The sequence below is a fragment of the Microbacterium sp. CGR2 genome, assembly GCF_003626735.1.
GTDB lineage: Bacteria > Actinomycetota > Actinomycetes > Actinomycetales > Microbacteriaceae > Microbacterium.
In genome coordinates, this window is record NZ_RBHX01000001.1 from 467,172 (window position 1) to 489,668 (window position 22,497).

A 22,497-nucleotide genomic window follows, 5' to 3' on the forward strand; every position below is an offset into this window, starting at 1 on the left:
ATGTCAGCGGATAGGAGTGGACGCGGCGTGCTGTTCGACGTCGGCCCGGGCGGCCATGAAGCCTTGGGGGTGATTGATGGCGACGGCACCGACGAGTTCGCCGTCGACGAGATAGCGGGCAAGAAGCCCGGGCTTGGGCCCGGACCCCGCGGTCACCTCGATGTCAGAGATCTGCGGGTCGACGTGCCCGATTCCCTGCAGCAGGCTGCCGTGCTGCATCGACCAGAAATACGGCGGTTCGAGGAACGGTGTGCGGGTTCCGGCGGCGAGGTCGACCGCGATATGACGGCCATGCGACCGCGCCGTGGTCCAGTGTGCCGATCGCATCACGGAGCCGTCGAACCCGATCCAACTGACACTGTCCCCTGCGGCCATCACGCCTGAAGCGGACGTGTGCAGGCAGGCGTCAGTACGGATCGTGGCATCGTCAGCGAGCAATCCGCTGTCGCTGAGCCACGCTGTGTCGGGGTGGGAGCCGATTCCCGCGACGACCAGATCGGCGCGGAGGGTCGTCCCGTCCGTGAGGTGGATGTGGGCGGGTTGTCCGGCGTGAACGTCTGCGACCGTCCCGTTGGGGATGAGCGTCACGCCGGCGTCGGTGTGGAGGCGGTTGAGGAGATCCGAAGCGGCTTCTCCGAGGCGGTTGCGGAACAGGGCGTCTTCACGGAACACGAATGTGGTCTGTACGCCCGCGCTCACCAGCGACGCCGCCAGTTCTGCCCCGACGAACCCGCCGCCGACGACAACGGCCGAGCTCGCGGCGGCCACCGCCTGCCGCAGACGACGACTGTCCTGCAGCGAGTGCAGGGCATGGACCTCATCGGAGACCCACGCGGGCCGGTGTGGGCGCGATCCCGGAGCAAGCACGAGCTCGTCGTAGCTGAGGTCGCCTCCGCTGGTGTGCAATAGCCGGTCTCGGACGTTCGCGCCGAGCGCGGTGCCGAACACGACGTCGATGCCCGCGCCCTTGAGCTCCTCCGTGCCGCCGCTGACGGCTCCGGTGCCGCTCAGCGCTTTGGACAGCGGAGGGCGCTCGTACGGGACATCGCGGTCCTTGTCCAGCACGGTGATCGCGCGGGTTTCGTCAAGCTGTCGGAGTTGCTTGGCGCAGGTGAGGCCAGCGGCACCTGCCCCGACGATGACCGTCCTGGTCATGGCTAGCTCTGAGCCCATGCCAGCGCTTGCGCCGGGCAGATCGCGATGGCGGCGTCCGTGGCTTCCACGTCCGCGGGATCCACATCGACGGTACGCAGCCGCACGAGGCCGCTGTCGTCGAGGTCGAACACGGTCGGTGCGGTGTTCGTGCAGATTCCCGCGCCGATGCAGCCTTGTGTATTGGGATTGAGAGTAGGCATGAGGGTTCCTTCGGGGTTCAGACGGCTTCGGGTTCTGGAGCGCGATGCACACGCAAGGGCAGTTGCTGTTGCACCGCCAAGTACGGGGCGGTGGCAGCTGCGGCGGGGTCCTGGTGCTCGATGCGCTCCCAGCGCCGCGAAGTCGCGAGGAGCATCTCCTCGAGTTCCATGACCGCGAACATCCGGCCCATGCAGAAGTGGCGTCCGACTCCCCAGTTCAACGGCATCCGCCCCGAGCGGCCGATGTCGAATCTGTGAGGGTCGGTGAAGACGCGCTCGTCGCGGTGCGCGGCGCCGATCAAGGCGAAGACGTGATCACCTTCGCGCACCGGAACGTCGTCGATCTGGGTATCAACGGTCGCGACGCGGAAGATCCATGCATCGCCCGGGCGGTACCGAGCGGATTCGGTCACTGCTGAAGACGCCAGCTCAGGGTTCTCCCGCAGCCGCTGCCACTGGTCGGGATTCTGCGCGAACGACCAGAACATCAGCGCCGCGAGGATCTGCGTGGTATCCGTGCTGGCGGCCAAGAGCGTGACAAGGGCCGAGCGGATGTCGTTGGCGGTGACGTTTCCGGCCGCCTGCTGGGCAAGCAGATGGTCAATGACGTTGCTGTCCGGCGTGCCAGGCGTGTGGATCGCGATCAGGTCGTCGACCCAGTTCGTCAGCTCGGTCCACGCGAGAGTGACATGCTCGCCAAGTGTGGGGTCCATCTCGAACACTCGGACGGACTCTTCGGAGATCCGGCTGATGAAGCCACCGTCCGCGATCGGATCCACGCCGAGCAGGCGAGCGAACACTCCCGCCGGAACGTCGCGGATCAGTTGGTCGACGAGCTCGACTTCTGTTGCGTCACCGATCTCGTCGAGTGCCGCCTCGATGTCGGATCGCACATCGTCGCGCATCCCTGCGACCCGCGCCGGGGTGAAGAACGAGCCGATCGCTGCACGCAGCCGTGTGTGTGCAGCGCCCTCGACATAGTTCACGCTGCTCTCGACGAGATCACGGAACGTCACGTCTTCCACACCCGAGTGATCGAACAGCTCGAGCAGACCGGTGCTGAAGTCGGTGTTCCGCAAGAGAGCGGAACTCGCGTCGTAGCCGATCACCTCGATCCCGCGCTCCGTCCGCAGGACATTCGTCTCGGGGGTCACCCGCTCCCACGGAATCCAGGGCGTCTCGACCAGCTCATCGACGGTGAATGCTTCGTGTGAAACCATCATTTCCTCCTTGAAATATGACAGTGTCATATATAAGCACGGTTGCGAGGCATTAGACAAGACTTGTAACAAGCGATTTACATCCGCGACACACTGCGGATCGCGTCGGTCGACGCCGACGAAGGGAAACGAGGACCCGAGTGCCAAAGATCGTGGACTACGAAAAACGACGCGAAGAGCTGGCTACAGCTCTGCTCGAGGTCCTCGCGCGGGACGGGATCGAAGGCGTCTCCGTCAGGAGCGTTGCCGCACACGCCGGCTGGACTCGCGGGGTCATATCGCACTACTTCTCAGACCGTGACGAGCTGCTGCTGTACGCCTACCGACTCGCCCTGCAGCGTGAGCATGCCGCAGTCGAGAGCCACGAAGGTGATCCGGTCGCCGCGCTCATCGCCCTTCTCGTCCGCGCCCTCCCCATCGACGAAACGAGCTCACTCGACTACCGCATATTCCTCGGTCTGCTCGGCCGCCTGGCTGATCGACCCGACCTCGCCGCCTCACTTGCGACGGATCACGCCGAATACGAAGCGACGGTCCTCAAGGCCGTTCGTCTGGCCATCGAGACCGGCGCGATCCGCAGCGCACTTCCCCCTGAGTCGCTCGCACACATGCTCTCCGTTTACGTCGACGGCCTCACAGTCGGATGCGCCATCAACCCAGAGCAGATCTCCCCGGCAAACCTCGAAGAGAAGATCGCCTCTTTCATCCGCGCACTGACGCAAGCGAGTGCGGCCACCCACTGACGGCCCGCCCCTCACGTTGGCGCGACACTACGCGACGGTTCCGTTGGGTAGATCACCGCGCAGTTACCGCTGCGTTACCGCTGGCAGGCAAGCGAACATGACGAAGGCCCCGCATCCCAGTGTTTCCAAGGGAGTCGGGGCCTTCGTGGTGGCGGTGACGGTGGGATTTGAACCCACGGTAGGGGGTTACCCTACACAACTTTTCGAGAGTTGCACCTTCGGCCGCTCGGACACGTCACCGCGGAATAGCTTACGCGAGAGCGGCCGGGCGCGCGAATCGGCCTCTCCCCAGGGACCTGCGCCTCACCAGGCTGCCGCAACCTCAGCGTGCGTGCGCAGGATGCCGTCGGTCGACCCGGCGGGTGCCCGTCCGATGCCGCATTCCGTCGCGACGCCGAACTCCGGCGCGAAGGCCGCGGCGGCGGCGATCCGCTTGGCCGCACCGTCGGCGCCGTCTTCGCGGTGAACGAGCCCGAGATACAACTCCTCCACCGGGGCCAGATCGGCGAGCGGAGCGAAGTAGTCGGCGTCGTCGCGTCCGATCGGCACGGGCAGGTGCAGCCACGTGAGCGGACGGGCGGATGCCGCCACCACGGCGTTGGCGTAGCGCACGAGGTTTCCGGCATCCGTCGGTTCGATGAAGTGCTTCTCACCCGCGTCTCCGTAGCAGAGGTGCACGCCCACCTCGACGTCGACGGGCACGGCGTCGACCAGCGCCGCGAGGCGCGACACGAGTCCGTCGAACGGGTCTCCCGGCCACCACGCCTCCATGACGCTGCCGTATCCGGCCGCCCGCTCGATGATGCCCATCTCGCTGGCGACATCCCACTGCACGGCGAGGTCGTCGCGGGGGATCGCGGCGAGGATCTCGTCGAGCTCACGGAGGATGGCTGCGGTGTACACGGGCTCGATCGCGGCGCGGTCGTCGCCGTGGAAGAATGATGAGATGACCGCGAGCGGCGTCGGCAGCGACACCTGGAAGCGGATGCCGGCGGGCACGGCACCCTCCTCACGAAGCCGTACGAAGATCGCATAGGACTCGATCGCCGCCGACGCGTAGCCCAGGGGCGGAAGCTCGAGGGCTTCCGCAGCCGCCCCTTCCGCGATGCGCACGCCGCGTGCGTCGATGCCGGCGGGGAACGGGATCGGCTGGTCGCCCACCCGCTCGATGCCGTCAGCCTGGCCGAGGACGTCCGGCTGGAACATGATCCAGTGGAACCTCTTCCCGACCTCGCCGTCGGGGAGGCGGCGGAGGTGCGTGCCGAGCGTTTCTGCGGCAGTGCGCATGGTGGTCTCGGCATCGTCGAAGTTCACGCTGCCCACGAGAAGGGCGCCCTGCGGCTGAGTCATTCACCCAGGGTATCGGCGCTTGCCATCCCGGTCCTGCCCCGCGACCTCCCGCCCTCCGGCGGGCGTCCGAGTTAGCATGGCCTCAGCACCCGAAGAAAGGATGCGCAGATGGCCTTCCTCACCTCCGACGCCCTCGCCGACACCGGCTACGTCGTCCTCGACGACGAGGTCGTCGCCGTCGATCCGGCAGAGTGGCTCGATCTCGAGTACGTGCGGTGGCGTTCTTCGGGCGTGACCCGCTTCGCCCCGCTCACGAGCTACGCGGGTGACGTCGACTGCAACGGCTTCTGGAATCACACCCCGCCCCGCACCGACAAGGACGGTGTCTGGATCCCCTCGCAGGTGGCGACCGCCCCGAGCCTGCAGCGGTGGGCCCTCGAGCCGGGCGCCGGCGTCGGCCGCTGCCGCGTGATCGAACTGCAACCCAATGAGTACGCCGACGCGATCTACAATCTCCACCAGGACGACAACAACCGCCTCAACGAAGAGGGCACCGGCTGGGTGGTGCGCGGGTTCTTCAACCTCTCGGACGACGCCGATTCGATGCTGATCCTGCGGGCCGACCGGTTCGATCCGGCCACCGAGATCCGACTGCCGCTTCGCGCGGGATCCCGCATCATCGTCGACACGCAGCGCTTCTGGCACGCAGTCTGGCACCGGGGCACTGCCCCGCGCTACGCACTGATCACGTCGTGGACGAGCGGTCCCGAGCTCGACGCCTACATCGCGGTGCACCACGGCGACGCGCATCCTGCCACCGTTTCGCTCGACCCGCAGTTCGTCAACGACGCTCAGGTGGAACTGCACCGGCGGATCGAGGAACGCCGCCGCGCCTTCGAAGCACAGGGCATCGTGATGGAACCACCCACCCCGCTCAACCGCTGAGACAGCTCCGCCACGGCGCACTCAGACCGTTCGCCCTGCCTCCAGCCTCACCGTGCGATCGACCATGCCCTCCGGCGGTGCGACGTGCGAGATCAGCAGCACAGATCGCTCCCCGGTCGCACCGAGCAGATCACGCAGCAGCGCATCGGATGCCGCAGGGTCGACGCCCGCCGTCGGCTCATCCAACACCAGCACGGGGAAGCCGCGCAGCAGCGCACGGGCGAGTGCGATGCGCTGCGCCTGCCCGCCCGACACCAGGATGCCGCGGTCGCCGACGCGCGCGTCCAGCCCGCCGCGCTCACGCACCCACTCCCCCAGACCGACCCGGTCGAGCACCTGCATGAGTTCGTCATCGGTCGCCGTGTCGCGTGCGAACAGCAGGTTCTGCCGGATGTCCTCGTCAAACAGTTGCGGGCTCTGTTCGCACAGCCCGACGGTGCGCCGAAGCGCGGGGCCGGACATCGCGGTCGCGTCCCGCCCGTCGAGCAGATACTCGCCATCCGCCCTCAGGAACCCGACGAGCACCGCGGCGAGCGAACTCTTGCCGGCACCGCTCGGACCCGCGACCAGCACACGTTCGCCGGGGCGCAGATCGAGGTCGACGCCGTCCAGCGCTGAGGCGCCGCCCGGCCAGTCGGCCCGCACGCCGCGCAGCCGCACACCGGGTACGCCTGCGATCTCGGCATCCTCGCCTTCGTCGCCTCGAAGCTCGGCCGGCCTGTCGGCGGGCAGCACGTCGACGATGCGTTCGGCGCTCGACCGCACACTCCGCCAGGATGCCGCCGCCACCGGCACCGCACCGAAGACCTCGAACACCACCATCGGCACGAGCACCGCGACCGCGAGCCAGGGGCCGTCGATCGCACCGGTGACGAGGCCTGGCGCCGCGGCGGCGAGCGCCCACGCCGACGCGGCTCCCGCGACCGCGGAGACGATGCCCGCCGCAAGGGCCTGCGCGAGAGAAGCTCGTGAGACGACTCGTCGCAGCGCAGCATCCGCCTCCGCGATACGTGTGCGCGCCTGCGCCTCTGCGCCGTATGCCAGGAGAACATCGAGGCCACCGAAGTAGTCGACGAGGGCGGCCGAGAGATCGGCCCGCCGGGCGGAGACCACCGCTTCCGCGCGGGATCCGAAGACCCAGCCGAGACCGATCGAGCCCGCCGCAGCGACGAGCAGGCAGACAGCCAGGGTCACGGCGGCCGGAGGCGAGACGAAGGCGATGAACCCGACCGCGCCGACGGCGACCACACCCGCCACGGCGAGCGGCTGCACCACACGGAGTGGAAGGTTCTGCAGGTTCTCGACGTCGTCGACGAGCGCGGCGAGCATCCGACCCCGGTCCGTGGTGCCGAGGCCGGCAGGCGACAGCGGAGTGAGCCGGCGCACCATGTCGGCACGCGTGGCGGCGAGTTGTCGCAGAGCGGCATCGTGGCCGCTGAGCCGTTCCAGATACCGCGTCACCGCGCGCGAGACCGCGAAGAATCGCACACCCACAACCGCAATGGACAGCGGAACGAGAGAGTCGACGATGGAGGCGCTGACGATCAGCCAGCCGCTGACGGCCAAGAGGCTGACGGCAGCGGTCGCCGACAGCACCCCCCAGATCAGACCGGGAAGGAACCGGCGGATCGGCGGTTGGGCGAGGCTCAGCGTCGCTCGCACCCTGGATATCTGAACGGATCGAGCGGTCATACGCGCACCCCCAACCCGATCACCTGGTCGGCGATCTCCCGCGCGGACCGCCGGTGCGAGACGAGCAGGATCGTCGCTCCGGCATCCGCCCGCTCCCGCAACGACTGCCACAGGCGACGTTCGGTGTCGGCGTCGAGCGCACTCGACGGTTCGTCCAGGGCGAGCACCCGACCGGGAGCAGAGGCGTGCCGATACAGCGCCCTCGCGACGGCGACCCGCTGCGCCTGGCCGCCCGACAGTCCGCTGCCCTGCACGCCGAGCATCCGATCCGCGCCGATCGTGTCGGCGCACGCGGCATCCAGCGCGGCGCGGATGCCGTCGGCATCGGGCGTCGGATCTCCGAGCGCCACATTCTCGCCGACGGTGCCGCGCAGCAGGCCGGGCGATTGCCCCGACCAGGCGAGCCACTCCGCGGGCGAGAGCTCGCGCACATCACGATCGGCGAAACGAGCGGCGCCGTCGAAGTCCACGGCGCCGCGCAGCGCCGCGAGCAGACTCGATTTACCCGCACCGCTCGGCCCTTCGATGAGGGTGATGGTTCCGGGTGCGGCCGTGAACGTCACAGCAGGCAGGTCGCGAACCCGCAGGTCTGCCACGACCAGGGCCGGGTCGCCGGCTCCCTCGTTCAACGACCGGGACGAACCGTCGCCGACTCTTTCGCTCAACGGCCGGGGAGAAGAGGCCTCGCCCGCCGCATCCAGCACCTCGAACACGTCCTCGGTCGCCGCCACGCCCTCTGCTGCCGCGTGGAACTGCACCCCCACTTGGCGGATCGGCAGGAACGCCTCGGGCGCGAGCAGCAGCACGAAGAGCCCGACTTCGAGCGACAGGTCACCGGCCAGCAACCGGAACCCGACGGCCACAGCGATCAGCGCGACCGCGAGTGAGGCCAGCAGCTCCATCGAGAAACCCGACAGGAACGAGAAGCGCAGCACCTTCATCGTCTCGCGGCGGTAGTCATCGGCGGTCGACTCGATGCGGTCGGCGGCCCGCCGCTCCCGGCCGAAGAGTCGCAGCGTCGAGAGCCCCTGCACGGTGTCGGCGAACCGTGATGCCAGCTGCTGCAGCGTCTGCCACTGGCGCTTCTGCACGGTCCGCGTCGCCATGCCGATGAGGATGAGGAACAACGGGATGAGGGGCAGGGTGACCACGGCGGTCAGCCCGCTCGGCCAGTCCTGCCACCACATGACCGCGACCAGCACGGGCGTCGCGATCACGGTGAGCACCAGTTGGGGGATATAACGTGCGAAGTACGCGTCCAGCGCCTCCAGCCCGTGTCCTGCGGTCACCGCGAGCGCTGTCTGGTTCCGCTGCGACAGCCACCCTGGCCCGAGCCGGCCGACGGCGGCGATCAGCGCAGAGCGCAGTTGCGCGCCGGTCTTCGCCGCGGCACGCGTGCCCGCCGCATCCGATGCCGCGATCAAGATGCCGCGCAGCAGCGCCGCTGCCAGCAGCCAGACCGGGGATGCGGTCACATCCCGCCCGGCGAGGGCGCCGGTCACGGCATCCGTCAGAAGCCAGGCGAAGGCCACCGTCACTGCCGTCTGCACCATACCGATCAGAGCGGATGCCGCGAGAAACCCCCGTGCCGCACCGGCGTACCGCAGAAGTCGCGGATCGACGGGTTTCATGCGTGCGCCGGCGCACCCTCGATGGAGCTGCGTGTCACCCGCTTGCGGAAGATCCAGTAGGTCCACGTCTGGTACGCGAGCACGAGCGGCAGGGCGATCAGCGCGGTCCAACTCATGATCTGCAGCGTATACGGCGTGCTCGACGCATTGGCGATCGTGAGGCTGTACGCGGGGTCGATCGTCGACGGCATGACGAAGGGGAACAGCGCACCGAACAGCATCACGACCGCCAGCATCACGGTGGCCGCGCCCGCGGTGAACGCCCGACCGTCGCGGCCGAGAACCGAGAAGACGACGGCGGCGATCAGGCAGACCGCGGCGAGCGCGCCCGCTGCGAGCACCATCCACAGCAGCGGCGCCTCCCGCTGCAGTGCGATGACCGCTGTCCACAGGACCGTCGTGGCCGCGGCGAGAATCGTCGGCAGGGCCGCGATCTTCACGAGCCGCCGCGCATCCTCATGCACCTGGCCGTCGGTCTTCAGTGCGACGAAGAGCACCCCGTGCAGGAAGAACACCAGCAGGGTGGTGATGCCGACCACCAGCGCGTACGGGTTCAGCAGCGCGAAGAAGCCTCCGACATAGATGTGGTTCTCGTCGATCGCGACGCCCTGGACGATGTTCCCGAACGCCACGCCCCAGAGGAAGGCCGGTACAGCGGAGCCGATGATGATCATCCGGTCGAAGCGTCGCTTCCACGCCGCGTCCTCGCGCTGATGCCGATATTCGAAGGAGACCCCGCGCAGGATCAGCGCGAGCAGGATCAGCAGCAGCGGGAGATAGAACCCGCTGAAGAGAGTGGCGTACCACTCCGGGAACGAGGCGAAGAGCACGGCGCCGGCGACGATGACCCAGGTCTCGTTGAGATCCCAGACCGGTCCGATCGTGTTGATGACCTGTCGGCGGGAGACATCGTTCTTACCGAGGAACGGCAACGACATGCCGACGCCGAAGTCGAAGCCGTCGAGCACGAAGTAGCCGACGAAGAAGAAGGCGACGATCCAGAACCAGAGTGTGGCGAGATCCATGATGCTCCTCCCCCTCAGTAGACGACCGACGGCAGTTGGGCCGTCTCGTCGTGTGGTTGTTCTTCGGTGTCGGGCCCCTTCTGCGCGGCCCGGATGATGAGGCGGATCTCGACGATGGCGAGAGCCGCGTAGATGGCGGTGAACGAGATGAGCGAGATGAGGACCTCGACCCCGCTGACGCCCGGCGAGACGCCGTCCTGCGTGGTCATCAGACCGAAGACGATCCAGGGCTGCCTGCCCATCTCGGTGAAGACCCAGCCCATGATGTTGGCGCCGAGCGCGAGCGGGAACGACCAGATCGCGAGCTTCCACATCCACGCGGTCGGCGGCTTCTTCGCGCCCTTGCGGGTGAGCCACAGACCGGCGACGGCGACGAGCGCTGCGGCGATGCCCAGGCCGATCATCCAGCGGAACGCCCAGTAGGTGACCCAGAGGATCGGGGCGAACTCGGTCAGTCCGGTCGCGGCGAAGGTCTCGGCGTATTCACCGTTGAGGTCGTTGATGCCGTGCACGCAGGCGTCGAGGGAGTGCGTCGACAGGATCGACAGCAGGTACGGCACCCGGATCGAGAAGAGCTCCGAGCTGCCGTCGGGGGTGCCGAGGGTGAACAGACTGAACGAGGCGTCGTACCCGCAGACGGTGTTGAAGGTGGCTTCGGCGGCGGCCATCTTCATGGGCTGCGCCGCGTACATCGCCAGGCCCAGCTGATCACCGGTGAGCAGTACGCCGGCGGTGGAGACGAGCATCGCCCAGAGGCCGAACTTCAGCGAGATGCGCATCGTGTCGAAGTGCTGGCCCCGCGCGAGGTGCCACGCGGAGACGGAGATGACGACCCCGGCGGCGAACATCAGCGCGCCGAAGATGGTGTGCGGGAAAGCGGCGAGCGCGACGGGGTTGGTCAGCAGGGCCCAGAAGTCGGTGAGCTCGGCACGGTTCGTCTCCGGGTTGTAGATGTATCCGACCGGGTTCTGCATGAACGCGTTGGCCGCGATGATGAAGTACGCCGAGAGGATGCTGCCGATCGACACGCACCAGATGGTGGCGAGGTGCAGCTTCTGCGGAAGCTTGTCCCACCCGAAGATCCACAGTCCGATGAAGGTCGCCTCGAAGAAGAACGCCAGCAGCCCTTCGAAGGCGAGCGGGGCTCCGAACACGTCGCCGACGAAGCGCGAGTAGTCCGACCAGTTCATGCCGAACTGGAACTCCTGCACGATGCCGGTGACGACCCCCATCGCGAAGTTGATGAGGAAGATCTTCCCGAAGAACCTCGTCAGGTGCAGGTACTGGACCTTGCCGGTGCGCACCCACGCGGTCTGGAAGATCGCAGCCACCAGGGCCATGCCGATCGTGAGCGGGACGAACAGGTAGTGGTAGACGGTGGTGAGACCGAACTGCCATCGGGAGAGGATGAGCGGATCGAGCCATTCCATGAGGATCACCTGTTCTGTCGGACCGGTTGCGCGGCCCCGTTGCCCTCTCTTCGATTATCCCGGCGCCGTCGCCGGCGACGAAGGAGATCCGGCGGGAAAATCCCCTGGTTGATAGGGATGTCAGATGCCGCCGATAGCCTGGCTGCATGGCCACCCGCAAACCCGCTCCCCCCGCCTACGTCTGCACCGAATGCGGGTGGACGACGGCGAAATGGGTCGGCCGCTGCGGGGAGTGTCAGCAATGGGGCACGGTCCAGGAGCAGGCCGCGCAGACGGGCATCCTCCGACGCGTCACCGCGCTCGCCCCGACCGCCGATCGCGCCGCGCGCCCCATCACGCAGATCACCACGCAAGACGCTCCCCGGCGCACGAGCGGCGTCGGCGAGTTCGACCGCGTTCTCGGCGGCGGGATCGTGCCGGGGGCGGCGATCCTGCTCAGCGGCGAACCGGGCGTGGGCAAGTCGACGCTCCTGCTCGAGGTGGCGGCGCAGGCCGCCCGGTCCGGACGACGCGTTCTCTACGCGAGCGCCGAGGAGTCGCCGGGGCAGGTGCGACTGCGCGCCGAGCGCACCGGGGCACTTCACGACGAGCTGTATCTGGCGAGTGAGACCGACCTCTCGACGATCCTCGGCCATATCGACGAGGTGAAACCCGAGCTCGTGATCGTCGACTCGGTGCAGACCGTGTCGTCTTCCTTGACCGACGGCGCAGCCGGTCAGCCGAGTCAGGTGCGCGAGGTCGCGTCCACGCTCATCCGGGTGGCCAAAGACCGCGACCTGCCGATCATCCTCGTCGGACACGTCACGAAAGACGGTCAAGTGGCCGGGCCCCGTGTGCTCGAGCATCTCGTCGATGTCGTCTGCCACTTCGAGGGCGACCGACAGACGTCGTTGCGCTTCATCCGCGCGCTCAAGAACCGGTTCGGCCCGACCGACGAAGTGGGGTGCTTCGAGATGACCGGTGACGGGATCGCCGAGGTCCCCGACCCGTCGGGCCTGTTTCTCTCACAGGCCACCGCCGAAGGCACCTGTGTCGCGATCTCGCTCGAGGGTCGCCGGGCGCTGCCCGTCGAGGTGCAGGCGCTGACCGTGGTGACCACCGCTCCGAACCCCCGTCGCGTGGTGCACGGCCTCGATGCGTCGCGGGTCGCCATGGTGCTCGCCATCCTCGAACGACGCGCGCACATCAAGACGAGCAACCTCGACGTGTACGTCTCGACCGTCGGAGGGGTGCGCTTCACCGAGCCTGCCGCCGACCTCGCGATCGCGATCGCCGTCGCCGGGTCCGTCCAGCGCACGTCGGTCCCACGAACGGTCGCCGCGGTGGGCGAACTCAGCCTGGCGGGCGAGATCCGCCCCGTGACGCAGTCCGCCCAGCGACGCTCCGAGGCGGCACGTCTCGGGTACGAGCAGGTCGTCGACGATCGATCGAAGACTCTTGTCGGCGCTCTGGGCGACGTCCAGGCGCGACACCCTCGCCGCCGCGACGAGCGAGAGATCCCGCCGTTCTGATGCAGACGTGACGCGGCCCGTGCTCGGGCGACCGGGTGCTACGCGTCGAGCGCCTTGAGCAGCTCGACAGGATCCGCCTGCATGGGGTGGGGCCCGGCGATGTCGAGGAACACGGTCGTGATGGGGTGGGCGGCGAGGAACTTCCGCAGCCAGTCGGCCGTGTAGATGCCCACGCCGGGCGGAAGGTTCTCGGGCTTGTTCTTCGCGTCACTGAACAGCAGGAGCGCGAGATCGCCGGTGTTCGGGTCGCGGTAGGTCCAGACCTCACCGCTGTCGCGAGGGTTGTCCCGCGCGCCGGGCTTGATCAGCGGGACGATGGTCGTGCCATGCCGCAGCGCCAGCGCGACCGCAGCGACGTCCTGCTTCTCCAGGGCCAATGCCAGAGCATCCGACCGAAAATCCTCCGGTGCCGGCTTCTTCTTGGCGGGCTTCGCCTTCTTCGCTGCCATGAGTCCAGCTTATTCAGCGCAGCGATGGCCAGGGACATCCCGTCGCCGAGACGATAAGGGGCCCTCTCGAGTCATCCATTGGGGACTGGGGTACTCGAGAGGGCCCTCGGACTCTCGAGCGGCGGTGTCGAAGCGCTGGGGACGCTGTAAGTTCGACGCCATTGGGGATGGCTTATGCCGCTGATGCGGAGAGTCGCTTCAATGGTATCCCAAAGAATGCGCGGTGTCTGCCCCGCGTGCTCACAAGGCCCGCAGTCGCCGCGATCCGCATCAGCACGGGCGAATGACGATGAATTCCGAAGGCGGCAAGGGCCGTTCGCTGCGGGTACGAGCCGTACGCCTGGTCAGTGAAGCAGGATCTGCTTGGTCGTCGCACTCGTGAACCCGCCGATGGACACGGCCACGTGGTACGACGAGCCACCGGCAGGAGCACGCTGACGGTTCTCCTGATCGCACGTCTCGACGCTCGAGCGGGTGCGATCCCAGGTGACGGGCTCCTTGCTGGTGACGGTCGTCCCCGCAGCCAGCGTCGCGATCATGCTGCTCGGGTTCTCCTGGCAGTCGGTCGAGCGCCACCACACGTCGGACCCGCTCGACACCGTCATCACCTGCGTTGTCGAACCGACGTCGATCGTGCAGTCCGTCGTGCCCTTGTTCTTCAGCGAGATCGACAGTTTCGGCAAGGCATCCGCCGCGTAGGTGTCCGAGTCAGTCACCGCCGTCACCTCGACGTCCTTCGCCGCGCAGGCGACGATCGCAGGCGTCTGCTCCGCTGCAGGTGTCGGCTCAGGCGAATCGGTTCCCGGGCTCTCGTCGGGTGTCGGCGACGGAGACTCCGATGCGGAGGGCGTCGGATCGGACTCGGCGGCCGCCCCGGCCCACGGCTGAGCGACCAGCAACCACACGCCCACGCCGATCGCGGCGAGTACCAGGATCAGGCCGCCGACGACCGCAAGTCGTCGACGGCGGTACACGGCTCGGGAGGGCATGCTTCCAGGTTAGTTCAGCCTCTTGAGCATCCTGGTGTTGCCGAGCGTGTTCGGCTTCACATGCGCGAGGTCGAGGAACTCCTCCACACCGGCGTCGCCACTGCGCAGCAGCTGCGAGTACACGTCGGGGTCGACGACCTGTTCCCCGATGGGCGTGTATCCGCGGCGGCCGAAGAAGTCGACTTCGAAGGTGAGGCAGAACAGTCGCGTCAATCCGAGCGCTCGGGCAGTCGCTTCGAGGTGGTCGACGATGCCGCGGCCGACGCCGTGATGAAGCCAGTCGTCACGCACGAGCAGGGAGCGGACTTCGCCGAGATCCTCCCAGATCACGTGCAGGGCCCCGCATCCGATCAGTTCGCCATCCGCCTCCGCGACGACGAACTCCTGCACGGCGCCGTACAGGACGGCGAGATCCTTGCCGAGCAGGATCCTCTTCTCGACGAGCGGCTGCAACAGATTCCGGATGCCGGCGATGTCGGCGCTGCGCGCCGGCCGGACGATGTACTCGCTCACGGGTCAAGCCTAGAACCCGCCGCCTCCGGAGGGCCTGAACACGGGCCGGACACAGGAAAGGGCGGATGCCGAAGCATCCGCCCTTTCCCGTATGTCGCGAGGTCACTCTCCGCTGGCGACCGCCAGATCGGGGGTGCCCGAGATGGCCCCGCCGGTGTTCACTCCGACGGACACCTTCTCTCCGCGCGGACCGTGCTCGAACAGGAACTGGCCGTCTGCAGCATCCACCTTGACGTGGTCGCCGGGGTTGAGCTCGCCGTGCAGGATCTTCTCCGACAGGCGGTCTTCGACCTCGTGCTGCATCGCGCGACGCAGCGGACGCGCACCGAGCGACGGGTCGAACCCGATCTCGATGAGACGCTCCTTCGCCGCCTGCGACAGCTCGATCGTCATGTCGCGGTCGAGCAGACGCTCGCCCAGGCGCTTGGTGAACAGATCCACGATCTGCACCAGCTCCGGCTTCGACAGCTGCGGGAACACGATGATGTCGTCGACACGGTTGAGGAACTCGGGCTTGAAGTGCCGCTTGAGCTCTTCGTTCACCTTGCCCCTCATCCGGTCGTAGCTGGTCGAGTCGTTGCCCTCGACCTGGAAGCCGACCGGGCCACCCGCGATGTCGCGGGCACCGAGGTTCGTGGTCATGATGATGACGGTGTTCTTGAAGTCCACCACCCGACCCTGACCATCGGTGAGACGACCTTCTTCGAGGATCTGCAGCAGCGAGTTGAAGATGTCCGGGTGGGCCTTCTCGATCTCATCGAAGAGCACCACGCTGAACGGCTTGCGGCGCACCTTCTCGGTGAGCTGACCGCCCTCTTCGAATCCGACGAACCCGGGAGGGGCACCGAACAGACGCGAGACGGTGTGCTTCTCACCGAACTCACTCATGTCGAGCGAGATCAGGGCGGCTTCGTCGTCGAACAGGAACTCGGCGAGAGCCTTGGCGAGTTCGGTCTTTCCGACGCCCGTGGGGCCGGCGAAGATGAACGAGCCCGAAGGACGCTTCGGGTCCTTGAGTCCGGCGCGCTGGCGACGGATCGTCTTGGACAGAGCGGCGATCGCCTCTTCCTGACCGATGACGCGCTGGTGCAGGGCCTTCTCCATGAAGACGAGACGGCTGGTCTCCTCCTCGGTGAGCTTGAACACCGGGATGCCGGTGGCCTGAGCCAGAACCTCGGCGATCAGACCCTCGTCGACGACGGCCGACGTGGCGACGTCGCCGGCACGCCACTGCTTCTCGAGGCGCAGGCGCTCCGCAAGGAGGCTCTTCTCCTCGTCACGCAGGGATGCCGCCTTCTCGAAGTCCTGCTCCTCGCTGGCGACTTCCTTCTGCTCGCGGACCTTGGCGATCTTCTCGTCGAACTCCCGCAGCTCGGGCGGGCTCGACAGGATCGACAGGCGAAGGCGTGCGCCGGCCTCATCGATCAGGTCGATCGCCTTGTCCGGAAGGAACCGGTCGGAGACGTAGCGGTCGGCGAGGTTCGCCGCGGCCACGATCGCGCCGTCAGTGATCTGCACCTTGTGGTGCGCCTCGTAGCGGTCGCGCAGCCCCTTGAGGATGTTGATCGCGTGCGGCAGCGTCGGCTCGTTCACCTGCACCGGCTGGAAGCGACGCTCGAGTGCAGCATCCTTCTCGAAGTGCTTGCGGTACTCGTCGAGCGTGGTCGCACCGATCGTCTGCAGCTCTCCGCGGGCGAGGAGCGGCTTCAGGATGCTGGCGGCGTCGATCGCGCCCTCGGCGGCACCGGCACCCACGAGGGTGTGGATCTCGTCGATGAAGACGATGATGTCGCCGCGGGTGCGGATCTCCTTGGTGACCTTCTTCAGGCGCTCCTCGAAGTCTCCGCGGTAGCGGGAACCGGCGATGAGCGAGCCGAGGTCGAGCGAGTAGAGCTGCTTGTCCTTCAGCGTCTCTGGCACATCACCCTTGACGATCGCCTGGGCGAGGCCCTCGACGACAGCGGTCTTTCCGACGCCGGGCTCACCGATCAGGACCGGGTTGTTCTTGGAACGACGGGAGAGGATCTGCATGACCCGCTCCGCCTCCTTCTCGCGGCCGATGACCGGGTCGAGCTTGTTGTCGCGCGCGGCCTGGGTCAGGTTGCGACCGAACTGGTCGAGCACCGCGGAGCCGCCCTGCGTGCCGGCGGGCGAGTCGTTGGTCTGCGCGCCGACGGATGCGGTCTCACGACCCGGAGCGCCGGAGAGCAGCTGGATGACCTGCTGGCGGACCTTGTTGAGGTCGGCGCCGAGCTTGACGAGCACCTGCGCGGCGACGCCCTCGCCCTCGCGGATCAGGCCGAGGAGGATGTGCTCGGTGCCGATGTAGTTGTGGCCGAGCTGCAGCGCCTCGCGGAGGCTGAGCTCGAGCACCTTCTTGGCGCGCGGGGTGAACGGGATGTGACCCGTCGGCTGCTGCTGCCCCTGGCCGATGATGTCCTGTACCTGCTCACGCACGGCGTCGAGGGAGATGCCGAGGCTTTCGAGGGCCTTGGCGGCGACGCCTTCACCCTCGTGGATGAGACCGAGCAGGATGTGCTCGGTTCCGATGTAGTTGTGGTTGAGCATCTTCGCCTCTTCTTGGGCGAGGACGACCACTCGACGGGCTCGGTCCGTGAATCTCTCGAACATGCTGTGACTCCTTATTCGCACGGGGCGAAGCGCTGATGCCGGTGACGGATCTCTGCGCCTGTACATCGAGAGTAACCACCGCCCGGCGGGTGTATGCCCGTGTTCGCCCTGGGCATAGCGGCGTGACAACGTGCCGTTTCTGCCGCGCAGGGTTGACGGGGTTTATCGACAAGCGTTATGTTAACGATTATCGCTAACAACGACTATCGATAAGGAGTGATCGTGACTTCGACCGAGCAACGGACATTGACCCGTGGCGACACCGCCGCGCTGGTTGCTTTCTGCATCGCGGGCCTCGCCATCGCGGCGAACTTCGTCGTGTACTCGATCTTCCGCATCGTCGAACTGGCCCGCGGAACCGATGTTCCCGTCATCGTCGAGTTCGTCGGGCAGCCGGTGCAGGCGCCCCTCGGCGACGGGACCGACACCATCACGCTCGGCCTCGATGAGGCGACCATCACCGCGGCCCAGCTTCCCCCGATCGCCGCCGTACCCGGCATCATCGGCCAGGTCAGCCAGATGATCACGATCATCGTGGTCATCGGCTGCCTGATCCTGTTGGCACGGAGCACGCTCAGCGGTCGCGTCTTCAGCCGTCGCAACACGGCACTCGTGATGACAGCGGGGATCACCGGTCTCGTCGGCTTCGCCGCCGTGCGGTTCTTCGAGAACATGCTCGCCAACGCGACCGTATCCGTGATCACCGACAACGCGATCGAGAACTCGATCATCACCGTCGAACCCGTGGCGTTCATCCTCGCCGCGTTCATCATCGCGGTCATCGGCACGGCCTTCGTCATCGGCGACAAACTGCAGCGCGAGACGGAAGGGCTCGTCTGATGACGACGACATCGAACCGGTCGGAGAAGGCGGATGCCGTCACCGTCATGTTCCTCAGCGCTGCCGCACTGGTGATCGTGGGCATCGCCACGCAGCTCCGAATCCTCAGCACGTTCCGCGACGTCGGCATCGCCTGGTCGATCCCCATCGACGAGCAGCCGATATCCGCGACCACCAACTCCGGCGCGGTGACGATCGAGGGCATCGCGCAGCACGCGATGGTCTTCGCCACCGACGTCAACCCGGTTTCCGTCGCCGCCATCATCGGAGCGATCGCGCTCTGGGCAGTCGCTGCCGTCGTGGTGATCGGTGCCGTGGCCCTCGTCGCCTGGAACCTGCTTCGAGGGCGGGTGTTCGTCCCTGGCAACGCACGCGCATTCGATGCGATCGGCTGGACCCTCGCGGCAGCTCCCGTACTCATCGTGATCCTCGAGACCATGGGCCGGAACGGGGTCACCGCCGCGCTCGGGATCGGAGCCGGCGAACCCGTGCACCCGCTCGAGTTCTGGTCGGTCCTGCCGATCTTCGGCGCGGGTGTCGCGACGGGTCTCATCGCGGTCGCCTTCCGCCGCGGCATCCGGATGCGGCAGGAGAAGGACCTTCTCGCGAAGGACACGGAAGGACTCGTCTGATGCTCACCTTCGGATCATCCGAACTCTGGCCGTCGCTGGCGAACATCGGCATCGCACTGGTCGTCACGGCAGCGATCATCGCGGTCGTCGTCTGGCGCGGCAAGAAGCGCGGGAGCCGCACCATCGCGTTGGATGCCGCACTCACGGTTTCGGGTTGGTGGGTGATCATGGCGGTCGTCGGCGCCCTGTTCATCGTCATCAAGGCGTTCTCGGTCAGTTGGGCGGAACTCGACGGAACCACCAATGTGTGGGTGGACTGGCCGGCCGCGCTGCCCTGCTCCGAGTTCGGCGACAGCGATGACACGATACTGACGTGCGGGGGCGAAGCCCTCACCCGATTCACGGTGGGCAACGCATCGCTCGGACTCCGCCTTCTCGCCGCTGCCGCGCAACTCAGCACGCTCGCTCTGTCGACGATGCCTGCCGTCATCCTGATGATGATCTGCTTCCAGACGCTGCGCGGACGCACTTTCTCGCGCACCGTGACGCGGGCGTTGAACGGTGGCGCGATCGCGGTTCTGCTGATCGGCGTCGCCGCCGACCTTCTTCAAGGAATCGCCGCCACCACGGCCCTGCGGGAGGTCTTCCCTTCTGACAGCGAGTGGTTCCCGTCGGCCTATCAGCTGACCGTCACCCCGCTGCCCTTCGTCGGCGCCCTCGCCCTCGCCGCCCTCGCCGCGGTGTTCCGCGAAGGGTCGCGCCTTCAGCAGGAGCGGGAGCACCTGCAACGGGAGACGACGCGCCTCCAGAAAGACACGGAGGGCTTGGTATGAGCCCGGCCGAGAACGACGAGGAGTTCACCGGCATCCACTGCCGGCTCGACGAGCTGCTGGCCGAACGCGGGATGACGCTCACCGAGCTGAGCGGGCTGGTGGGGGTGAGCATCGTGAATCTGTCGGTGCTGAAGAACGACCGCGCGCGGGCGATCCGCTACTCGACGCTCCGTGCGATCTGCGACGCCCTCCACTGCGAGGTGGGCGAACTGCTGGTGCTGGCGCCCCGCTGAGCACCGGTCGCAGTTTCGGCCGGGTGCGGAGAGCTCCGGTCGCAGTTTCGGCCGAATTCCGTGGCCTGAGGCGGCACGGACTGCGACCGGAAGGAGAGCGGACGCGGCGGCGGGAACTGCGACCGGAAGCCGGCAGCCGATCCCTGAGGGTCAGTGCGCCGCCGGTGCGGACGGCGCCGGCGGCTGCAGCGGCTCGACGACCACGGCTGTGCCGTACCCGCACACCTCGCTGAAGGTGCCGATCGATCCGGTGTCGAACCGCATCGCGACGACGGCGTTGGCGCCGCGCTGCTGCGCCTCGACCCACATCCGCCCCATGACGACCTGGCGGCTCTCGTACATGACCTGGGTGTACTCCGGGATCTCGCCGCCGCCGAGGGCCCGGAACCCCGCGGTGAAACTCTGGCCGAAGTCGGTCGAGCGCACCGTCAGCCCCATGACCTCTCCCAGCACGCGGGTGATGCGGTAGCCGGGAACGTCGTCGGTCGTCACTATGAACATGACCACATCGTCGCAGAGCGGGCCCTCCGGCGGGAAGGGGTGGGCATCTCTCCCCATGCAACCCCCTCTATGAATTCTCTGTGGAGCGTTAGCGTGAGCATCATGATCATCAACGACCGGAACCCGCGCACCTCGACCCGCCTCCTCCTCGCCCTTCCCATCGCCGCACTCGCCTTCTCCCTCGCCGCGTGCGGCGGCTCGAGTCGCCCCTCCGAAGGGGAGGTCGCCAAGGGACTCGTGCAGTTCTTCGAGTCGCAGGGGCAGGCCGACCTTCTGACCGAGGATGCCTCCGAATGCCTCGCCGAGTACCTCGTCGACTCCGAGCTGAGCAACGAGACCCTGACGTACCTCGCGAACGGCGAGGACAAGCAGAAGGATGAGGCCGACAAGGACCTCACGACGAAGATCATCCAGGAACACGCGCAGGAGTGCACCACCGCTCCCGAGTAAGACCGTCCGACGGCGGGACCGAAGGATGACGGATGCCGTGAGCATCCGTCATCCTTCGTCATATCGGCCCTCGGAATGAAACGGCGCTCCTAGCGTTAGGCGTTATGGCGTGCACTCGGCGCGCCGCGTCTTTTCCTGGAGTTCCCCACCACATGAGCACCACCGCACGCGCCCAGAAGGCGCCAGACACCCGCGGCCCTGTCCGGAAGCTGCTGACCTCGTTCGGCTTCCAGATCCTCGCCGCCCTCGTCCTCGGCATCGCCGCCGGTCTGATCGCCCGCCAGCTCGGCGCGACAGCGGACAGCCCGAACGGCCTGTCCGCGACCCTCGACACCATCGGCAGCTCGTACGTGACGCTGCTGCGCGCGGCCGTCGTTCCGCTGATCTTCACGGCGATCGTCGCCAGCATCTCGAACCTGCGTCGTGTTCAGAACGCCGCACGCCTCGCCGGCCAGACGCTGCTGTGGTTCGCGATCACCGCGTTCATCGCCGTCAGCATCGGCATCGCGCTCGGCCTCGTCATCCAGCCGGGCAACCGCGCCGGCGAGGGCCTGGAGCCGGGCGAGCCGTACACGGTCGGCACCTGGTGGAACTTCCTTCTGGGTCTCATCCCGCAGAACTTCCTCGGGCTCTCGGTGAGCAGCTCGCTGGACCCCGAAGCGGGATCGGTGACCTCGTCCGTCAGCTTCAACATCCTGCAGGTCATCGTCGTCGCCGTCGCCGTCGGCATCGCGGCCCTCAAGGCCGGCAAGAAGGCGGAGCCGTTCCTCGCGTTCACCGAGTCGCTGCTCAAGGTCATCCAGCGCGTGCTGTGGTGGATCATCCGCATCGCCCCGCTCGGCACCTTCGGCCTCATCGGCGCCGCTGTCGTCGAGTACGGGTGGGAGAAGCTCGCCTCGCTCGCGTGGTTCGCGGCGGCCGTCTACATCGGCCTCGCGCTCGTCATCTTCGTGGTGTACCCGCTCCTTATCAAGACCAACGGCCTGTCGATCAAGCAGTACTTCTCGGGTGTGTGGCCCGCGGTGCAGCTGGCGTTCGTCAGCCGCTCGTCCATCGGCACCCTGCCGCTCACCGAGCGCGTCACCGAGCGCAACCTCGGCGTGCCCCGGTCGTACGCCTCGTTCGCGGTGCCGTTCGGCGCGACCACGAAGATGGACGGCTGCGCCGCCATCTACCCGGCCATCGCCGCGATCTTCGTCGCACAGTTCTTCGGCATCGAGTTGAACATCGTCCAGTACCTGCTGATCGTCGTGGTGTCGGTCGTCGGCTCGGCCGCCACGGCGGGGACGACGGGTGCCACCGTGATGCTGACGCTCACCCTGTCGACGCTGGGCCTGCCGCTCGAGGGCGTCGGACTGCTGCTCGCGATCGACCCGATCCTCGACATGGGCCGTACCGCGGTCAACGTCGCCGGCCAGGCACTCGTCCCGACGATCGTCGCCAAGCGCGAGGGCATCCTCGACGAGGAGCTCTACAACGCACCCCGCGAGGGCCTGCCCTTCGCGGACGACTCGGGCGAGGAGAGCGCCGACGACGCACCGGAGACGGATGCTGTCACCGGCAAGGAGCCGGTCGGCACGCGCTGACCTCCGACCGCTTCACTGGAGCGCCTCGTCCCGTTCTCGGGGCGGGGCGTTCGGCATC

The 22,497-nt window shown here is 67.3% G+C and carries 22 protein-coding genes and 1 tRNA gene; 9 read left to right on the plus strand and 14 right to left on the minus strand.

Translation table 11 applies throughout. The annotated features are described in order from the left end of the window. Positions 1-3: 3 nt before the first annotated feature. The 3 genes from D7252_RS02510 to D7252_RS02520 are packed head-to-tail and all read right to left on the minus strand — an operon-like array spanning position 4 to position 2,575. On the minus strand, positions 4-1,155 hold the full coding sequence (locus D7252_RS02510; RefSeq protein WP_183055148.1) for an NAD(P)/FAD-dependent oxidoreductase: 1,152 nt from the start codon (positions 1,153-1,155) through the stop codon (positions 4-6). A 2-nt stretch (positions 1,156-1,157) separates the two neighbouring features. Next, the gene (locus D7252_RS02515; RefSeq protein WP_120773952.1) at positions 1,158-1,355 is read right to left on the minus strand and encodes a ferredoxin; all 198 of its coding nucleotides are present in this window, start codon (positions 1,353-1,355) and stop codon (positions 1,158-1,160) included. A 17-nt stretch (positions 1,356-1,372) separates the two neighbouring features. Further along, positions 1,373-2,575 carry a cytochrome P450 gene (locus tag D7252_RS02520; protein WP_183055149.1) on the minus strand — a complete coding sequence of 401 codons (1,203 nt, stop codon included), beginning with the start codon at positions 2,573-2,575 and terminating at the stop codon, positions 1,373-1,375. 140 nt (positions 2,576-2,715) lie between these two features. Here D7252_RS02520 and D7252_RS02525 point away from each other — a divergent pair, with 140 nt between their 5' ends. Continuing rightward, positions 2,716-3,318: a TetR/AcrR family transcriptional regulator gene (locus D7252_RS02525; RefSeq protein WP_120773954.1), complete on the plus strand. Its 603-nt coding sequence runs from the start codon at positions 2,716-2,718 to the stop codon at positions 3,316-3,318. A gap of 149 nt (positions 3,319-3,467) precedes the next feature. Here D7252_RS02525 and D7252_RS02530 read toward each other — a convergent pair. Next, a tRNA-Ser gene (locus D7252_RS02530) sits at positions 3,468-3,558 on the minus strand. A 63-nt stretch (positions 3,559-3,621) separates the two neighbouring features. After that, positions 3,622-4,668, minus strand: coding sequence for a hypothetical protein (locus D7252_RS02535; protein ID WP_120773955.1), 1,047 nt, complete (start codon positions 4,666-4,668; stop codon positions 3,622-3,624). A 108-nt stretch (positions 4,669-4,776) separates the two neighbouring features. Here D7252_RS02535 and D7252_RS02540 point away from each other — a divergent pair, with 108 nt between their 5' ends. Next, positions 4,777-5,553 (plus strand): hypothetical protein, encoded by a 777-nt coding sequence (locus D7252_RS02540; protein ID WP_120773956.1) that lies wholly within the window; start codon positions 4,777-4,779, stop codon positions 5,551-5,553. Positions 5,554-5,574: 21 nt separating this feature from the next. Here D7252_RS02540 and cydC read toward each other — a convergent pair whose 3' ends face one another. From cydC to D7252_RS02560, 4 genes are read right to left on the minus strand one after another with little or no spacing between them, the layout of a single operon-like run. After that, the gene (gene cydC / locus D7252_RS02545) at positions 5,575-7,245 is read right to left on the minus strand and encodes a thiol reductant ABC exporter subunit CydC (protein WP_120773957.1); all 1,671 of its coding nucleotides are present in this window, start codon (positions 7,243-7,245) and stop codon (positions 5,575-5,577) included. After that, a complete protein-coding gene (gene cydD, locus D7252_RS02550) occupies positions 7,242-8,876 on the minus strand; it encodes a thiol reductant ABC exporter subunit CydD (RefSeq protein ID WP_120773958.1) in 1,635 nt (544 codons plus the stop codon). The genes cydC and cydD overlap by 4 nt, the downstream gene beginning before the upstream one ends. After that, on the minus strand, positions 8,873-9,901 hold the full coding sequence (gene cydB / locus D7252_RS02555; protein WP_120773959.1) for a cytochrome d ubiquinol oxidase subunit II: 1,029 nt from the start codon (positions 9,899-9,901) through the stop codon (positions 8,873-8,875). The genes cydD and cydB overlap by 4 nt, the downstream gene beginning before the upstream one ends. Before the next feature lie 14 nt (positions 9,902-9,915). Next, a complete protein-coding gene (locus tag D7252_RS02560) occupies positions 9,916-11,331 on the minus strand; it encodes a cytochrome ubiquinol oxidase subunit I (protein WP_120776757.1) in 1,416 nt (471 codons plus the stop codon). Positions 11,332-11,477: 146 nt separating this feature from the next. Between D7252_RS02560 and radA the strand changes: the two genes are divergently transcribed. Next, a complete protein-coding gene (gene radA, locus D7252_RS02565) occupies positions 11,478-12,842 on the plus strand; it encodes a DNA repair protein RadA (RefSeq protein WP_120773960.1) in 1,365 nt (454 codons plus the stop codon). A gap of 38 nt (positions 12,843-12,880) precedes the next feature. Here radA and D7252_RS02570 read toward each other — a convergent pair whose 3' ends face one another. The 4 genes from D7252_RS02570 to D7252_RS02585 all read right to left on the minus strand — a co-directional run bounded on the left by D7252_RS02570 (position 12,881) and on the right by D7252_RS02585 (position 17,424). Continuing rightward, on the minus strand, positions 12,881-13,291 hold the full coding sequence (locus tag D7252_RS02570) for a dehydrogenase (RefSeq protein WP_120773961.1): 411 nt from the start codon (positions 13,289-13,291) through the stop codon (positions 12,881-12,883). 344 nt (positions 13,292-13,635) lie between these two features. Next, positions 13,636-14,280, minus strand: a complete 645-nt coding sequence (locus D7252_RS02575) for a hypothetical protein (protein ID WP_120773962.1) — start codon at positions 14,278-14,280, stop codon at positions 13,636-13,638. A gap of 9 nt (positions 14,281-14,289) precedes the next feature. Further along, positions 14,290-14,793, minus strand: a complete 504-nt coding sequence (locus D7252_RS02580; protein WP_120773963.1) for an amino-acid N-acetyltransferase — start codon at positions 14,791-14,793, stop codon at positions 14,290-14,292. 102 nt (positions 14,794-14,895) lie between these two features. Continuing rightward, positions 14,896-17,424, minus strand: coding sequence for an ATP-dependent Clp protease ATP-binding subunit (locus D7252_RS02585; RefSeq protein ID WP_120773964.1), 2,529 nt, complete (start codon positions 17,422-17,424; stop codon positions 14,896-14,898). Between the two features lie 222 nt (positions 17,425-17,646). Between D7252_RS02585 and D7252_RS02590 the strand changes: the two genes are divergently transcribed. Genes D7252_RS02590 through D7252_RS02605 form a run of 4 tightly spaced genes read left to right on the plus strand, consistent with a single transcriptional unit; the run spans position 17,647 to position 19,902 of the window. Further along, complete coding sequence (locus D7252_RS02590) at positions 17,647-18,264, plus strand: DUF2975 domain-containing protein (protein ID WP_147406683.1); 618 nt, start codon at positions 17,647-17,649, stop codon at positions 18,262-18,264. Next, the gene (locus D7252_RS02595; protein WP_120773966.1) at positions 18,264-18,896 is read left to right on the plus strand and encodes a DUF2975 domain-containing protein; all 633 of its coding nucleotides are present in this window, start codon (positions 18,264-18,266) and stop codon (positions 18,894-18,896) included. Before D7252_RS02590 ends, D7252_RS02595 begins: the two co-directional genes overlap by 1 nt. Continuing rightward, positions 18,896-19,669 carry a hypothetical protein gene (locus D7252_RS02600; protein ID WP_120773967.1) on the plus strand — a complete coding sequence of 258 codons (774 nt, stop codon included), beginning with the start codon at positions 18,896-18,898 and terminating at the stop codon, positions 19,667-19,669. The genes D7252_RS02595 and D7252_RS02600 overlap by 1 nt, the downstream gene beginning before the upstream one ends. Continuing rightward, complete coding sequence (locus D7252_RS02605) at positions 19,666-19,902, plus strand: helix-turn-helix transcriptional regulator (RefSeq protein ID WP_120773968.1); 237 nt, start codon at positions 19,666-19,668, stop codon at positions 19,900-19,902. Before D7252_RS02600 ends, D7252_RS02605 begins: the two co-directional genes overlap by 4 nt. Positions 19,903-20,052: 150 nt before the next feature. Here the strand turns inward: D7252_RS02605 and D7252_RS02610 are convergent, their stop codons facing one another. Beyond that, positions 20,053-20,403: a YbjQ family protein gene (locus tag D7252_RS02610; protein WP_120773969.1), complete on the minus strand. Its 351-nt coding sequence runs from the start codon at positions 20,401-20,403 to the stop codon at positions 20,053-20,055. Between the two features lie 102 nt (positions 20,404-20,505). On the opposite strand from D7252_RS02610, the gene D7252_RS02615 reads away from it, so the two are divergent. Together D7252_RS02615 and D7252_RS02620 are read left to right on the plus strand one after the other, a co-directional pair. Next, positions 20,506-20,853 (plus strand): hypothetical protein, encoded by a 348-nt coding sequence (locus tag D7252_RS02615; RefSeq protein WP_183055150.1) that lies wholly within the window; start codon positions 20,506-20,508, stop codon positions 20,851-20,853. 152 nt (positions 20,854-21,005) lie between these two features. Further along, the gene (locus D7252_RS02620; protein ID WP_183055151.1) at positions 21,006-22,439 is read left to right on the plus strand and encodes a dicarboxylate/amino acid:cation symporter; all 1,434 of its coding nucleotides are present in this window, start codon (positions 21,006-21,008) and stop codon (positions 22,437-22,439) included. Positions 22,440-22,497 lie beyond the last annotated feature (58 nt).

Bases quoted from the DNA above. Each gene is read 5' to 3' on its own strand.
- D7252_RS02510 (WP_183055148.1), bottom strand. From the start codon at position 1,155: ATGACCAGGACGGTCATCGTCGGGGCAGGTGCCGCTGGCCTCACCTGC.
- D7252_RS02515 (WP_120773952.1), bottom strand. From the start codon at position 1,355: ATGCCTACTCTCAATCCCAATACACAAGGCTGCATCGGCGCGGGAATC.
- D7252_RS02520 (WP_183055149.1), bottom strand. From the start codon at position 2,575: ATGGTTTCACACGAAGCATTCACCGTCGATGAGCTGGTCGAGACGCCC.
- D7252_RS02535 (WP_120773955.1), bottom strand. From the start codon at position 4,668: ATGACTCAGCCGCAGGGCGCCCTTCTCGTGGGCAGCGTGAACTTCGAC.
- D7252_RS02540 (WP_120773956.1), top strand. From the start codon at position 4,777: ATGGCCTTCCTCACCTCCGACGCCCTCGCCGACACCGGCTACGTCGTC.
- cydC (WP_120773957.1), bottom strand. From the start codon at position 7,245: ATGACCGCTCGATCCGTTCAGATATCCAGGGTGCGAGCGACGCTGAGC.
- cydD (WP_120773958.1), bottom strand. From the start codon at position 8,876: ATGAAACCCGTCGATCCGCGACTTCTGCGGTACGCCGGTGCGGCACGG.
- cydB (WP_120773959.1), bottom strand. From the start codon at position 9,901: ATGGATCTCGCCACACTCTGGTTCTGGATCGTCGCCTTCTTCTTCGTC.
- D7252_RS02560 (WP_120776757.1), bottom strand. From the start codon at position 11,331: ATGGAATGGCTCGATCCGCTCATCCTCTCCCGATGGCAGTTCGGTCTC.
- radA (WP_120773960.1), top strand. From the start codon at position 11,478: ATGGCCACCCGCAAACCCGCTCCCCCCGCCTACGTCTGCACCGAATGC.
- D7252_RS02570 (WP_120773961.1), bottom strand. From the start codon at position 13,291: ATGGCAGCGAAGAAGGCGAAGCCCGCCAAGAAGAAGCCGGCACCGGAG.
- D7252_RS02575 (WP_120773962.1), bottom strand. From the start codon at position 14,280: ATGCCCTCCCGAGCCGTGTACCGCCGTCGACGACTTGCGGTCGTCGGC.
- D7252_RS02585 (WP_120773964.1), bottom strand. From the start codon at position 17,424: ATGTTCGAGAGATTCACGGACCGAGCCCGTCGAGTGGTCGTCCTCGCC.
- D7252_RS02595 (WP_120773966.1), top strand. From the start codon at position 18,264: ATGACGACGACATCGAACCGGTCGGAGAAGGCGGATGCCGTCACCGTC.
- D7252_RS02600 (WP_120773967.1), top strand. From the start codon at position 18,896: ATGCTCACCTTCGGATCATCCGAACTCTGGCCGTCGCTGGCGAACATC.
- D7252_RS02605 (WP_120773968.1), top strand. From the start codon at position 19,666: ATGAGCCCGGCCGAGAACGACGAGGAGTTCACCGGCATCCACTGCCGG.
- D7252_RS02610 (WP_120773969.1), bottom strand. From the start codon at position 20,403: ATGTTCATAGTGACGACCGACGACGTTCCCGGCTACCGCATCACCCGC.
- D7252_RS02615 (WP_183055150.1), top strand. From the start codon at position 20,506: ATGATCATCAACGACCGGAACCCGCGCACCTCGACCCGCCTCCTCCTC.
- D7252_RS02620 (WP_183055151.1), top strand. From the start codon at position 21,006: ATGAGCACCACCGCACGCGCCCAGAAGGCGCCAGACACCCGCGGCCCT.